Raw genomic sequence first — 13,304 nt, 5'->3', positions numbered from 1 at the left:
TATTGTAAGGGTTTACATTTGCCAGTCTTCTCATATTTCTAGAGCTTGCCTATCGGACCTGGGCGTGGAAAAAGACATGCTCCAGAGTTAACAGGAGGAATTGAACGATGTTGGATCTGGTTTCGTTGCGAAGAGATTTTCATAGACATCCAGAGGTGGGTTTTACGGAGTTCCGTACCGCTTCCAAGGTAGTAGAGATTTTGACGTCCCTCGGCTATGAGGTCATATACGGACAAGAAGCAATCGATGGAGATTCCCGTCGGGGCTTGCCTTCTGAGGCGGCTCTTGAGGCAGCGTATGAAAGAGCTTTGCGTGACGGTGCAAACTCGGCGATCGTTGAAAAAATGCGCGGTGGCTATACAGCAGTGATCGGTGTGAAGAAAGGGAAGGCACCTGGACCAACGGTTGCTTTTCGTTTTGATATGGATGCACTGCCTGTATTGGAAAGTACGGAGCAAGACCATTTTCCACAAGCGAATGGCTTCCGCTCCCATTATGCAGGCAACATGCATGCCTGCGCTCACGACGGCCATACCACGATTGGCTTGGGATTGGCAGAAGTGCTTGCAGCAGGAGATTTTTCCGGTACGCTCAAACTGATCTTCCAACCAGCCGAAGAAGGTGTTCGCGGTGCATACGCGATTGTGGAAAAAGGCCATTTGGACGATGTTGACTATATTTTCTGCAACCATTTGGGTGTCAATGTGCCGCTGGGTGAGGTACACGGCGGTTCCTATGGATTTTTGGCTACTACGAAAATGATGGCGCATTTCTACGGTGTTTCTTCTCATGCTGGTGCGTCGCCAGAACAAGGGAAAAATGCATTGCTCGGAGCGGCTACCGCCCTGTTGAACATTCATGCGATTCCTCGCTTCAGCACTGGTGATACGAGAATCAATGTGGGTGTGCTAGAAGGCGGAACAGCAGCGAATATCATTCCGGCTTATGCCAAGATGGTTGTGGAGACTCGCTCCATTACAGAAGAAGTAAATGCAGAAGTAGAAAACCGCGTACGCAACATCATCGCGCACAGTGCAGCTATGCATGAGCTCGACTACAAAATCGAAGTCGTCGGGGGAGCAATCCCGATCAATTACGATGTGGAGATGGCAGAGCTGGCACTGGAAGAAGCCAAGCAGGTAGAAGGCTTCCATTCCTTTAAGCACGGCGATTACAACTCAATGGGCAGTGAAGATGCCAGCTTTATGATTAAACGCGTTCAGGATCGTGGCGGAAAAGGAACGTATATGGCAATCGGTACGGATATCCCAGCGCCTCACCACCATCCGAAGTTCGATATACAAGAAGAGATTTTGCCACGCAGCGTAGCGCTTTTGAACCGAATTGCAAGACGATTGCTGACGTAAAAAACGTTCCTACCTGAGCGGAAAAGCACGTGGACAACGAGGGCAGAGAGGATGTTTGCGAATGCATACCAAACGAATTGCAGAAATGATTGAGAAAAAACGAGATGCCTTTATCAAGGTGAGCGACCAGATTTGGGATTTCGCGGAGACGCGTTTTGAAGAGTACCAATCTGCTGCACTGCTGGCTCAAACACTCGAAGGAGAAGGCTTCGAGGTTGAGCGCGGAGTAGGCGGAATCAAAACGGCTTTCATTGGAAGTTTTGGCAGCGGCAATCCTATCGTGGCGATTCTGGGAGAGTTCGATGCTCTGTCGGGCATGAGCCAGAAAAAAGGACAAACCACAGAAGAGCCTCTCGTAGCAGGCGCAAACGGCCATGGCTGCGGACACAACTTGCTTGGTACCGCTTCTCTTGCGGCAGCCGTTGCAGTGAAAGCGTACATGGAAGAGAACAACATGACAGGGACTGTTCGTTACTACGGCTGCCCAGGGGAAGAAGGCGGTTCCGGGAAAGCGTTCATGGCGCGAGCAGGACTGTTTGACGACGTGGACTTCGCACTTTGCTGGCACCCAATGGGCTATAACAGCATCATGTCCATCGATTCACTCGCGAACTATCAAATTTACTTCAAGTTCAAAGGGAAGAGTGCCCATGCGGCAGCAAGTCCACATCTCGGTCGAAGCGCACTGGATGCAGTGGAATTGATGAACGTCGGCGTGAACTACTTGCGTGAGCACATTATCCCGGAAGCACGTGTGCACTATGCCATCACGAACTCCGGCGGCTTGTCGCCAAATGTGGTTCAACCAAAGGCAGAGGTGCTCTATCTCGTACGTGCGCCAAAGGTTGATCAAGTACAGGAGATTTACGAGCGCGTATGCAAAATTGCGCAAGGCGCTGCGCTCATGACCGAAACCGAGGTAGAGATCGTATTCGACAAAGCGTGCTCGAACCTCGTACAAAACAAGCTGCTCGAAGAGGTCATGTACAAAAACTTCCAGGAGTTGGGCGTCCCTGTGCATGACGAAGCAGAACTGCAATTGGCAAAAGAAATGCGTGCGACGCTGTCCAAGCAGGAGCTCGCTACTTCGGAAAAACAGTCACCGGACATGCCTGCTCCAGACATGGTGACATGGCTCAATCCATTCGACGGATCAAAAATCCCGCTGAACGGCTCCACAGATGTAGGGGATGTGAGCTGGATTGCGCCGACCGCGCAATGTACGACTGCGTGCTATATGAATGGCTCCACGCTGCACTCTTGGCAATGGGTGTCTCTCGGGGCGACATCCATGGCACATAAAGGGATGCTGCATGCGGGGAAAGTCATGGCTTCTACAGCCATTGACATGCTAAATCATCCGGAGCTGATTGAACAGGCAAAAGCCGAGCTGAAACAGCGTCTGGGCGGTCAAACGTATGTGTGCCCGATTCCAGCAGATGTCATGCCTTCTGTGAAAAAATAAGAGACACTTGGAAATAACAAGCGGACGACTTCTGAACGGTCAGGGGTCGTCTTTTTTGTATTCATACAGTCAGCCACCATACCCCTGCACATTCCGGCAATGTCACCAGCTTTTCCCGAGCGACTCTGTCCGCAAGCTCATCTCCAAAGAAAAACCGTGAAAGCCGTTCTGCTTCCGCTATGTCTTTAAACTGATAGTCTAAGCGAATCCATTTGTGAGAGAAGCCGTATTTGGTTTCCAACAAGGAATAGTACTGCGTAAGAAAGTGGGGTGGGTGAGGTGTCTCATATCCAGTCCCCATCGTCTCCATGATGACGATCGTGCCACCAGGACGAAGCACGCGTTTCATCTCCTGAATGATCTTTTCAAGATGGAGCTCGTTGTTGAGAACTTCAGAACTGGTGAGGTAACAAACCGTCCACCCTGCTACGAGGACATCCGCACTATTATCGTCTACGGGAAGTTCTCGATGATCCGCTACGTTGGTTTTCCAATTGGTAAGACCGGCTTGCGTCAGTTGTTGCGCATTCACTTCTAGCATGGCAGCAGAAGCATCGAGAGCCAGAATGGACTTGGCATGAGGAGCGAGCACAGACGTAAGTCTTCCTGAGCCAGCTCCCAGATCGATCACGTCCTGTCCTTTGATGGGAGTGATTTCTTCGATGACAGCGAGCAGACTTGGTTGTCTAGAAATCATCAGATCGTACTGTTCTGCTTGATTTTTATAAATTTGTTCGTGGTTTGGCATTGTTCACCCTCCAGTTCCTTGATCGTACTGGAAAATATCGTAAAGCTTCACGCCACGTGAAGGTCAAGAGATAGAAAAAAGGATTCCGCCTCGCAGTCGTATGACCTACAGGGGAATCCTTCTTTTTCATTTAGGAACGGACAGAAATGAAATCCTTCGCCAGCGCTACCATCTGATCATGAAGGGTAGGGTCCAGTTGAGTGCTTCCGGTGTGGTACGCGAGATGATACAAGATTCCTTGATCATAGAACTCCATCTCATGGGCGTTTGTGACGATTAGATTTACTGCCTGATTTTCATCATCGTACTTGTAAAAGTTATACACATAAGAGCTGTTCGTCGTGATGATATGATGATAGAAAGTGATATCGTCGGTCAGTGGCTCAACGCGCATGACGTTCCCAAACGAATCCAGTCCAGAAGCAGATGGCTTTACATGGGCCAAGGGATTTTCATCTGTCTCTGTCATACGTACGATGAAGAAGTTTTCCGTAATAGGAGCTTCGTTATCCTGCGAGTATGTCAGCTGTAGTTGGTGTCGCGTTTCTTTTTCGGGGCCTGAAGAGAATGAGACGAGATAGGCCATCTCTTTTTCGACAGGAAAAGGCAGCTTCGTTTTATCCACGAGCTTGATTCTGCTTTGGAGAGACGAAGGCAATTGCGGTGTCATTTCCTGAATACGCATCGGCCGGTAATGCGTCACGTTTTCAGGATCTTGGGTCAGTCTGTGAATTTCGCTCTGGGCAAAAACTTCTCCGCTAGCTTTTACGAGACCAGTAGAAGAGGAGCAACCGACAAGCAATAGAAACAGGCTCACTGCAAGGGAACACACAACTTTTGGTCGAAAATTTCTCAAGGCTTTCCTCCTATTATGCCTCCGCCCCCTTCGTTTGATTGACGAGACGGAGCATCTTATTCCCGACGTTAATTGCTGCTTGAATAATGTAGCCAGTCGTAAACGACAGCACGACTGTTCCGTAATAAATCGGGCCATCTAGCAGGAAGCTTGCGCTAAGAAACATGCACGCCAGCAAAATTTCTGTCCGTCTGAATGTCCACTTTAATCTTTTCGACATCACCAGTACAAATGCCTCTTGGGGAGCTGTGCACACTTGCGTACACACATACAACCCGATACCACTACCGATGCAAATGTTTCCGAGTGCCATGGTCAGAAGCGGCGGCAATGTACGGATAGCAGCCATAAGCGCATCGATGGACCCGATCATATCGACAAAGAGGGAGATTAGCACCATGACCAAAATGGCACCGAAAGTAATGTAACTGCGATCCATGAAAAGGACGATGATGACAAAGGTCAGGTTAATGGCAAACATCCAGAAGCCAATCGATACCCCGAAGTTTTGATACAGGGCAATAAACAGAGAATCATACGGGCTAAGACCAAAGGATGTAATGGTCGTCATCATGTTGATCCCGAGCGCCAATATCAATAAGCCTACGATAAACAAGAGATATTCAAATTTTAAGCGAATCACAAAACACGACTCCTTTCATTCTACATAAGGAGAGCATAATATGTGGAACGCTTTTCAGAGCAAGCGGAATGTGTTTTGATGTATGTAATAATTACTGATCCGACTTAGAGGAGTAATCTGAGTGGCTAACATAAGAGAAATCGCGAAATTGGCAGGTGTATCCGTTTCAACCGTTTCCCGTGTGCTTAACAACCATCCGTACGTGAACGAGAAAAAACGCGCGGAGATTCTCAAGATTATTGAAGAACAAAATTATGTTCAAAACAGTAATGCAGTCCACCTCTCTACCGGAAAAACGATGGTCATCGGTGTGACATTACCTCTCGTCAACAACCAATATTACAGCTCCATTATCGAAGGCATTGCAGCAGAAGCAGTCCAGCATCATTACAAGCTGATGGTGTGCCAAACAAATAACAACCCCGAGCAAGAACGCAGTGTCTTACACTTGCTCAAAAATAAAAAAATCGACGGGCTAATCATGTGCTCCAGGTCCAGCTCTTGCGAAACGCTCAATGAATATGCAGGATACGGACCTATCATCACGTGTGAAGCAAATGATACTACCTCTGTTTCGAGTGTTCATATCGACCACTATCAAACGTTTCTGATCGGGATGGAGTATCTGATGAAGAAGGGGCATCGCCGGATCGGGTATTGCATCGGCAGAAAAAACAGCTTTAACAGTCAGCATCGCAAACGTGCCTATTACGAAAAGCTGTGTTCGATTGACGTAACACCCTCTGCTGAGTGGTCGTTTGAAGAGTGTTTAACGATCCAAGACGGCAAGGATGTCGTGGGGAAATTGCTGCAAACAGAAGAGCGGCCGACAGCAATGATCGTATCGTGCAATCATATAGCGGCAGGGATTATCAAAGAAGCGAGTAGGTTGGGGATTAGCGTACCGGAAGACTTAGCCGTAGTCGGTTGTGATGATCAGCCAATCGGAGAATTGCTAGAGATCACCACTGTATCCAGCTCCAGTACGTTGATGGGAAAATACGCATTTGAGATGCTGCATGAGCGGATTTGGACACAGCAGCTGGTTGGGAAAAAGGAAGAGAAGGAACTGTCACCCGTTTTGGTAGAGCGATTGACGACGTAAAGCTTGAAAGATAGCACAGTTGATCAAAAAAACGCCAGTGATCTCCTGCATACTAAAGAAAAAATAGGTGAAGGAAGTCAAAGATGGACACGTACAAGCGGATTCAGGACGCGATTGATTATGTGGAAGAGCATCTTCAGGAAGAAATGAACATCACAGAAATTGCTTCTCAAGCGCATTTCTCTGCGTTTCATTTTCAGCGGCTGTTTCAGGCAATCTCAGGCTTCAGCGTACAGGCGTACATTCGCAAGCGCAGGCTATCGGAAGCTGCACTTGCGCTAAAACAGACAAGTGACAATGTGCTCGAAATTGCTGTGGCCTATCAATACCAGTCGCAGGAGGCACTGACACGCGCTTTTGAGAAGCAGTTCGGGATTACACCTGGAAGGTACCGCAAAGAAAATCACTCGCTTCCTTATCTAGCCAAGATGGACTTCTTGGCCTTTCGCCAAACGATCAAAGGAGAGATCACGATGAACAAACCAACCATCGCGACATTGGATGACATTTGTATCATTGGGCGCAGGTTCCGGACGAGTTTACAGGATGAGCAGCAGTTTAAGGACATTCCAGGCTTTTATTATGAATTCGGCCGTAATCAAGACTATTTGCGGATTCCGAATAAAGCGGCAGAAGATATGTCGTACGGAATCGCCTGCGAATTTGAAGATGACGGGAGCTTTTCTTTTGTGATCGGGGAGGCTGTGCATCGTGTTCCTGATGAATTGCCTGAAGGCTTTCTTTCACTCGTCTTGCCTGGCGGAAAATACGCGGAATTCAAAGTGACGGGTGATGCCGACCTCGTGCAAAACACACGTCGCTACATTTACGGAACATGGTTGCCTCAATCGAATTATGAGAGAGGCGAGGGACCTGATTTTGAAGTGACAGACGTGAGGGGTTCGAGCTTTCCTGAGGCGATGAAAATAGCTATCTACATTCCGCTCCTATAGACGTTTGTTCAGCCGGTCGCAATGAATTTTACAGTACTTTCACACGACATCCATTCCAGCTTTATACCCGTTTGCTACAGTGTAAATGTAAGAGCGAATGTACAGGAGGCGGGTAGGGTGGAAGTGCAGATTGAGCGCGTCGTAAGAGATGATTTTGCGGAAATGATTACGTTGGCGGATATGACATTACCCGATCGAATGAACTTGCATGAGCTGAAAAAATATATGGAGCTGTTTCCTGAGCTGATTTTCAAGGCGACCTATAACGGCCAGCTCATCGGTTTTAGCTGCGCCGGAATTGATATGTACCAGTCGACTGGCTGGCTTCTGTTCAGCAATGTGAGCAAGGAGTTTCAAGGCCAAGGCATTGGCAAACGGCTAATCGAAGCCAGACTGCAAGCCCTGCGCCAATTCCCGACACTTCGCACCGTGCAGGTCACGGTGAGTGAAACGAACGCATCCTCTATTCGCGCGCTGTCTGCCTATGGCTTCCGTCTCGCTCATGCTGAGCAGGATTACTACGGGCCGGGCAAGCATCGGAATTTGATGGAGCTACCAATTTTGCCTATCATTCAACCAGAAAAAATAGAGTCGTCCATCGTGACTACTTAGGTGGATTCATGAAAAAAGCGGAGGAGCTAAAAGCCTTGCCGCTTTTTTTTATAGGCTGGTATCGATGGTGTAGTGGAAGGAAGAAGTGCATTTCCAGTCTACGCTTCGGCCTACGCCCTGCTGAGGGCTGTTGCTGTCCGCTCCGAAATGAAGATCGGGAGCGCTTCAAACCAGAAATCGAATGCGTTTTTGTATGTAATAAAAGCTGAAATTCCCCGTTATTCATTTCTACGCTGGGTAGGGCTCCAGAGGCGCTTGGACTGGAAATGCACTTCTTCCTAAGTGGCTTTGGTCAAGACCTTGAAAGTGATTCGAGAAGTTGTAGTAAGTAAGCTACTTTGCACTGACATACAAAACGATTTAAGACATAAATGATAACACTGCTGTAAAGAAGTCCTGCCACATGTTTGGAAGGAGACCGCCCGAACGAAGAGAGGATACAGGCGACTGGAAAACATGTGGTAGGGCTTCGGGCTCCACATCTGTTGGAAGACAACTATAATTATCCCTTTTCCATAATCAGCAAAGCCGTCAACACCTGCTGCCCAAAAGCAGTAATCTGCGTCCCTTGCTTCTTAACGCCGATGGAGACACATCCAGCACGGTCCAGTGCGGTCAGCTTGTGCCTGATTTGGGCTTCAGTCATGGAGGGACTCTCCATTCTTGCGAGCAGGGCACTGCGTCCAATACGCTCCTGCCGCTTGTAGCAGTCGGACAGTACTTGCAGGATCGCTGCGTAATCTCTCAAGGAGCCGTGCCTGGACAAATACCGGATCGTATCTTCCAGCGTATCATCCCGGTGAGAGAGAAGGGGCGGAGTAGAGACATGCCCCGTAAAAAAACGCTCCGGCAAATGAGCTAACTCCACCTGATTCCCCTCAGCGATGACGACTGCATAGTGAATGAAATTTTCCAGCTCGCGAATATTGCCTGGCCAATCGTAACGGAGTAGCTGTTCCGTCACTTCCCGTGAGAAGGATAGACGCTGCTTTTTTTTCTGCAAGAAATAATCGATCAGCACCAAAATATCATCGGGACGATCACGCAGGGGCTGAATGTGCAGTGGCAGGACGTTCAGCCTGTAGTACAAATCCTCGCGAAATGTCCCTTTTTTGACCATTTCCATCAGGTTGCAATTGGTAGCGGCGATGACGCGGACATTGACTGGAATGACGCGATAGCCCCCTACGCGCATGACCTGCTTTTCCTGGAGAACTCGAAGCAGTGACGCCTGGATGCTAAGCGGGGCGTCCCCAATCTCGTCCAGAAAAATGGTCCCGTTGTGAGCCAGCTCGAATAGCCCCATCTTTCCGCCTTTTCGCGCTCCTGTAAAAGAACCTTCCTCGTACCCGAACAATTCGCTCTCTACCAAGCTCTCGGTCAGCCCTGCAAAATTGACGGGGACGAACGGACCGTCACGGCGCGTCGAGTGTTGATGGATGGCTTGGGCAAAAACTTCCTTCCCGGTTCCGTTTTCCCCTGTGATGAGAATCGTAAAATCGCTTTCGGCCAGCTTGGTCGCTACTCGTTTGTTGGCCTGAATGGACGGGCTTTTGCCGATGATACTGTCAAACGAATACTTGGTCATCAGTCCGAGATTGGCACTCTTCGTCCGTATTTCCTGTTCGATCTGCTGTACCTTTGTCACGTCCTGAAAAGTAATGACCGCGCCTAGAAACTGATCATCCAAGAACGTGGGAATCTTGGTCACCAAGAGGTACAAATCGCGGAATTCCAATACCTGCTTCGTTACTTCCATGTGTGATTCTACTACTTCCAGAATTAGAAATTCGGGAATGACCTCCGCTACATTTCGCCCGATGCAAGTGGTTTCAGTCATATGCAAAATTTTCTCGGCTTCTTTGTTCAGCACAGTGATCTTCCCTGTGGCATCTGTGCCAATGATGCCTTCATGAACGGCATTTAAAATGGAGCTCAGCTTTTCATTCAGCTTCCGCTCATTGTGTACCGAGTTGGTCAGCTTGCGCCCGATATGGACGAAATCGCTGATGAAGTCAGCCGTGTACAGGTTTGCCTTATCCGGAGAAAGATCAAGTAGACGCGAAATATCAAAGATCGTCGTCAAATCCAAAGGGCGGTGCCCCAACTCAATGACGTTTTCAAAAAGAGCAGGAATTAGCTCCCTGAGTCCATGACAGACAGCAACATCGATTTGATCTTTTTCAGGAAGCGGAGTCTCGGTATCGGGTACGTACGGCACAAATGTCAGATGAGAGAATCCGAGATGAAACAATAGCTCAATCGCGCCTTCTACCATTTCGATGGAGTTGGAAACAAATAGACAGCGCGTTCCTGGCGGCAAATCCATGAGTTGATCCAATTTGTTAATGTCAATCGTGCGCCTTGCTAGCAGCACGGGGATGTCTGACGGAGGAACTGGCTGATCGTGCAAGAGACTCATGTCTGAAACGAGGATGAGATCAACTTCATCGTACACACTCGGATGAAGCCGTTCTTGCATATGGTTTCGAATGATGTCCAAGCGGTTGCCGAAAAAAGACGTGAGCGTGTTTGCAAACAGCAGGCTGATCGTCTCTAGTCGGGTCATCAACAAGATGCATGGGTTCTGTTTGATCATGATGCGACTCCTTTTTATCTGCCGAATAGCTTTTTTATTTAGGTGGAAATATTGGATTAAATATCTGTAAAAAACAACCTATATTATAACCTAAAAATCCGAAATTGTTCAGAAATGCTTAACTTTTATAATAATATAGTTTTGGCACAATTCTTGCTATACATCCGGTAGAGCAAAGAGAGATACTAGAGAAGACATCAGGGAGGATGATGGATCGGATGAATCCGTTCTTATATATGGACGAGCATCGCGACGAAATAGTGCGAACATACAAAGAGTTGCATCAATTGGCGGAGCCGAGCTGGCACGAGGAAAAAACGGCGAGATATTTGCGGGAACGCTTGGAGGCGGCCGGAATTGCCGTCACATGCTTCGAAGGGCATCACGGCTTTTATGCAGAGATTCCTGGAGAGAGTGCTGAAATCGTGGCTTTGCGCGCGGATATGGATGCACTCGTGCAGGAAGTGGACGGCGTAGTGAGACCGAATCACTCATGCGGACACGATGCTCACTCGACACTGGCTCTCTACAGCGCCCTTGCGATTCAAGCAAGCGGAGTGGTACCGCCGAAAACGATGCGCTTTCTGTTCCAGCCTGCTGAAGAGAAAATGGGCGGAGCCTTGCAGATGATGAAGGATGGCGCCCTGGAAGGCGTGACAAAGCTGATCGGCGTTCATCTGCGTCCAGAAATGGAAGTGCCATATGGTAGCGCTGCTCCGGCGATTTTGCATGGATCATCCAGCTCCATCAAAGGGACGATTACAGGTCTGCAAGCACACGGAGCACGTCCGGCGCTCGGGAAAAATGTTATCGAAGCCGCTTCGTTTTTGGTTATTGCGTTGCAAAACATTCGCCTGCAAGATGGATGCTCTTTTTCCGTGAAGATGACCCAATTGCAAGCAGGGGGAGAAACGGTGAACGTCATTCCTGATCGAGCGACCTTTAGCCTCGATGTACGTGCACAGTCCAATGAAGGCATGGCAGAATTGCGGAGAAAGACCGAGCATGCCATGAGTCAGACTGGGGCTTTGATGGGCATGGATGTGGAGTGGGAATGGTCGGGAGTCACACCGGCTGCGGTCGCCAATGCGAACATGATCCAAGTAGCTAAAAAGGCAATTGGGCAAGTATTGGGTGAGGACAACATTGCCGATACATGTGTGACGCCAGGCGGAGAGGACTTCCATTTTTACGCGATTCACCGCCCAGAGCTGGCTACGACGATGATTGGTCTGGGATGTGGGCTCACGCCAGTCTTGCATCATCCACAGATGACTTTTCAGACGGATGCCTTGATTTATGGGGCAAAAATCATGACAGCTGCGATTTATGAAGCTGCCCAACATTCTTAGAGAAGCGCTACACACGCAGGGGGTTACCTTATGACAGAGAGCAAGCAACTAAAAAAGAAAAGCTTATTTCGGCTAGACGCCTATGTCCTTTTGTTTTGCATCTTACTTCTATGTGCGTTGGCTACCTATGTGGTCCCGACAGGAGAATTTGACCGTGTAAAAAACGGCAATGTGACGACGGTTGTCCCGGGCAGCTATCATGCGGTGGAGCCGAATCCTACGGGCTTTATCGAGTTTTTTACCGCGATCCAGACAGGTATGGTCAAAGGCGCGCCGATCATCTTCCTCGTTTTGTTCACAGGCGGTGCTTTAGCTGTTTTGGATAAGACAGGTGCACTCAACGCAGCGATTCTGACTATGGTACGAAAATTAGGAAATCGAGAGTGGCTGCTGGTTATTTTGATCACCTCCGTCTTTTCCGTATTGGGTACGTTGGGTGTCATCGTCAACTCCGTCATTGCTTTCGTTCCGCTTGGCATCATGATTGCGAGAGCGATGAAAATGGATGCGATCTTCGGTGTGGCTCTGATTTATTTGGGTGTGTATGCCGGATTCAATACGACAATTGCCTTTCCAGGAACGCTGGGCTTGTCCCAACAAATTGCGGAGCTGCCGCTGTTTTCAGGTATCGGCTACCGTACCATCATTTATGTTACGTTTGTGATCGTAACCATTCTGTACATCGGGCGTTATGCGCGGAAGGTTCGTCAAAACAAGAGTATCTTGGGGGACGAGCTCTTTCCTTCAGATAGTGGCTCAACCACGATGGAAGCAGACACGAAAAATGTTGATTTTACAACCCGTCACAAATTGATCTTGGCGTTTACGGGGATCGTTCTGATTGGTTTTATCGTCTGCACGATCTTGTTCAAATGGGACGTAAACGAGATGTCCGGAATCTTTATTTTCATTGCGATCGGAGTAGGCTTGCTCAACAAGATGAGCGGCAACGATATTGCCAAAACATTCTTAAAGGGCTGTCAGGGCTTGATTTATGGGGCTTTGATTGTCGGTATGGCACGTGCGATCACGGTCATTTTGGAAGATGGGAAGTTCCTTGATACCATCGTGTACGGGCTTGCTACCATTCTGGAGCCGCTGTCACCGATGGCAGGTGCAATTGGGATGTTCCTCGGAAGCGCCGGGCTGCACTTCTTGATTTCGTCCGGTTCAGGTGAAGCCGTTATGCTGATGCCGTTGTTGGCACCATTGTCTGACCTGATGGGCATTACGCGCCAAGTGGCAGTAGAGGCTCTAATGCTCGGAGAAGGTGTGGTCAACTGCATTAATCCGACCTCAGGTGTTCTGATGAGTATTTTGGCGATGAGTGGCATTTCCTACGGCAAGTGGCTGAAGTTCATGCTTCCGCTCACAGCGGTATGGACAGCTCTCTCCATCGTGTTTATCGTTATCGGGGTATTGATTAACTGGGGCCCGTATTAAGTCGACATTCAATGACAAGGAAGAGGCTGTCCAAAAAGTCCATTTTAGAGTAAATTGCACTGAAATGAAAAACCCCAGAATGTTGATTTTACGGCATTCTGGGATTTTGCTTTTTTTACATTTGGAATGACGAATTATTTATATTTATGGAGGATAAATTG

General features: G+C 48.5%; 11 protein-coding genes. 7 read left to right on the top strand and 4 right to left on the bottom strand.

What is annotated here, in order from left to right; all coding sequences use genetic code 11:
- Nucleotides 1–107: 107 nt before the first annotated feature.
- Both POF51_RS09970 and POF51_RS09965 read left to right on the top strand, forming a co-directional pair.
- Nucleotides 108–1,367: an amidohydrolase gene (locus POF51_RS09970; RefSeq protein WP_069846977.1), complete on the top strand. Its 1,260-nt coding sequence runs from the start codon at nt 108–110 to the stop codon at nt 1,365–1,367.
- A gap of 61 nt (nt 1,368–1,428) precedes the next feature.
- A complete protein-coding gene (locus POF51_RS09965) occupies nt 1,429–2,832 on the top strand; it encodes a M20 family metallopeptidase (RefSeq protein WP_069846975.1) in 1,404 nt (467 codons plus the stop codon).
- Nucleotides 2,833–2,893: 61 nt separating this feature from the next.
- Here POF51_RS09965 and POF51_RS09960 read toward each other — a convergent pair whose 3' ends face one another.
- The 3 genes from POF51_RS09960 to POF51_RS09950 all read right to left on the bottom strand — a co-directional run bounded on the left by POF51_RS09960 (nt 2,894) and on the right by POF51_RS09950 (nt 5,079).
- Nucleotides 2,894–3,580 (bottom strand): class I SAM-dependent methyltransferase, encoded by a 687-nt coding sequence (locus POF51_RS09960; RefSeq protein WP_271755318.1) that lies wholly within the window; start codon nt 3,578–3,580, stop codon nt 2,894–2,896.
- A 130-nt stretch (nt 3,581–3,710) separates the two neighbouring features.
- Nucleotides 3,711–4,436, bottom strand: a complete 726-nt coding sequence (locus POF51_RS09955) for a hypothetical protein (protein WP_271755317.1) — start codon at nt 4,434–4,436, stop codon at nt 3,711–3,713.
- A 13-nt stretch (nt 4,437–4,449) separates the two neighbouring features.
- Nucleotides 4,450–5,079 carry a YczE/YyaS/YitT family protein gene (locus POF51_RS09950; RefSeq protein WP_017249950.1) on the bottom strand — a complete coding sequence of 210 codons (630 nt, stop codon included), beginning with the start codon at nt 5,077–5,079 and terminating at the stop codon, nt 4,450–4,452.
- Between the two features lie 121 nt (nt 5,080–5,200).
- Between POF51_RS09950 and POF51_RS09945 the strand changes: the two genes are divergently transcribed.
- The 3 genes from POF51_RS09945 (at nt 5,201) to POF51_RS09935 (ending at nt 7,749) form a co-directional block, all read left to right on the top strand.
- Nucleotides 5,201–6,184 (top strand): LacI family DNA-binding transcriptional regulator, encoded by a 984-nt coding sequence (locus tag POF51_RS09945; RefSeq protein WP_069846968.1) that lies wholly within the window; start codon nt 5,201–5,203, stop codon nt 6,182–6,184.
- A gap of 83 nt (nt 6,185–6,267) precedes the next feature.
- Entirely contained in the window at nt 6,268–7,137 is an 870-nt protein-coding gene (locus tag POF51_RS09940) for an AraC family transcriptional regulator (RefSeq protein ID WP_017249952.1), read from the top strand.
- A 117-nt stretch (nt 7,138–7,254) separates the two neighbouring features.
- Nucleotides 7,255–7,749, top strand: coding sequence for a GNAT family N-acetyltransferase (locus tag POF51_RS09935; RefSeq protein ID WP_069846965.1), 495 nt, complete (start codon nt 7,255–7,257; stop codon nt 7,747–7,749).
- Nucleotides 7,750–8,251: 502 nt separating this feature from the next.
- Here POF51_RS09935 and POF51_RS09930 read toward each other — a convergent pair.
- Entirely contained in the window at nt 8,252–10,348 is a 2,097-nt protein-coding gene (locus POF51_RS09930) for a sigma-54 interaction domain-containing protein (protein ID WP_271755316.1), read from the bottom strand.
- Nucleotides 10,349–10,566: 218 nt separating this feature from the next.
- On the opposite strand from POF51_RS09930, the gene POF51_RS09925 reads away from it, so the two are divergent.
- Both POF51_RS09925 and POF51_RS09920 read left to right on the top strand, forming a co-directional pair.
- Entirely contained in the window at nt 10,567–11,700 is a 1,134-nt protein-coding gene (locus POF51_RS09925) for a M20 peptidase aminoacylase family protein (protein WP_069846961.1), read from the top strand.
- A 30-nt stretch (nt 11,701–11,730) separates the two neighbouring features.
- Nucleotides 11,731–13,143: a YfcC family protein gene (locus POF51_RS09920; protein WP_017249956.1), complete on the top strand. Its 1,413-nt coding sequence runs from the start codon at nt 11,731–11,733 to the stop codon at nt 13,141–13,143.
- Nucleotides 13,144–13,304: the final 161 nt, after the last annotated feature.

It is taken from the genome of Brevibacillus sp. AG (assembly GCF_028369215.1).
In the GTDB taxonomy this organism is placed as follows: Bacteria; Bacillota; Bacilli; order Brevibacillales; family Brevibacillaceae; genus Brevibacillus; species Brevibacillus porteri.
The sequence above is the reverse complement of the archived record's forward strand: the minus strand, read 5'-3'. Positions and strand labels throughout refer to the sequence as shown.

Excerpts from the sequence above, each read along its gene's own strand:
- POF51_RS09925 (WP_069846961.1), top strand. The coding sequence starts at position 10,567 with ATGAATCCGTTCTTATATATGGACGAGCATCGCGACGAAATAGTGCGA.
- POF51_RS09920 (WP_017249956.1), top strand. The coding sequence starts at position 11,731 with ATGACAGAGAGCAAGCAACTAAAAAAGAAAAGCTTATTTCGGCTAGAC.
- POF51_RS09960 (WP_271755318.1), bottom strand. The coding sequence starts at position 3,580 with ATGCCAAACCACGAACAAATTTATAAAAATCAAGCAGAACAGTACGAT.
- POF51_RS09965 (WP_069846975.1), top strand. The coding sequence starts at position 1,429 with ATGCATACCAAACGAATTGCAGAAATGATTGAGAAAAAACGAGATGCC.
- POF51_RS09940 (WP_017249952.1), top strand. The coding sequence starts at position 6,268 with ATGGACACGTACAAGCGGATTCAGGACGCGATTGATTATGTGGAAGAG.
- POF51_RS09930 (WP_271755316.1), bottom strand. The coding sequence starts at position 10,348 with ATGATCAAACAGAACCCATGCATCTTGTTGATGACCCGACTAGAGACG.
- POF51_RS09970 (WP_069846977.1), top strand. The coding sequence starts at position 108 with ATGTTGGATCTGGTTTCGTTGCGAAGAGATTTTCATAGACATCCAGAG.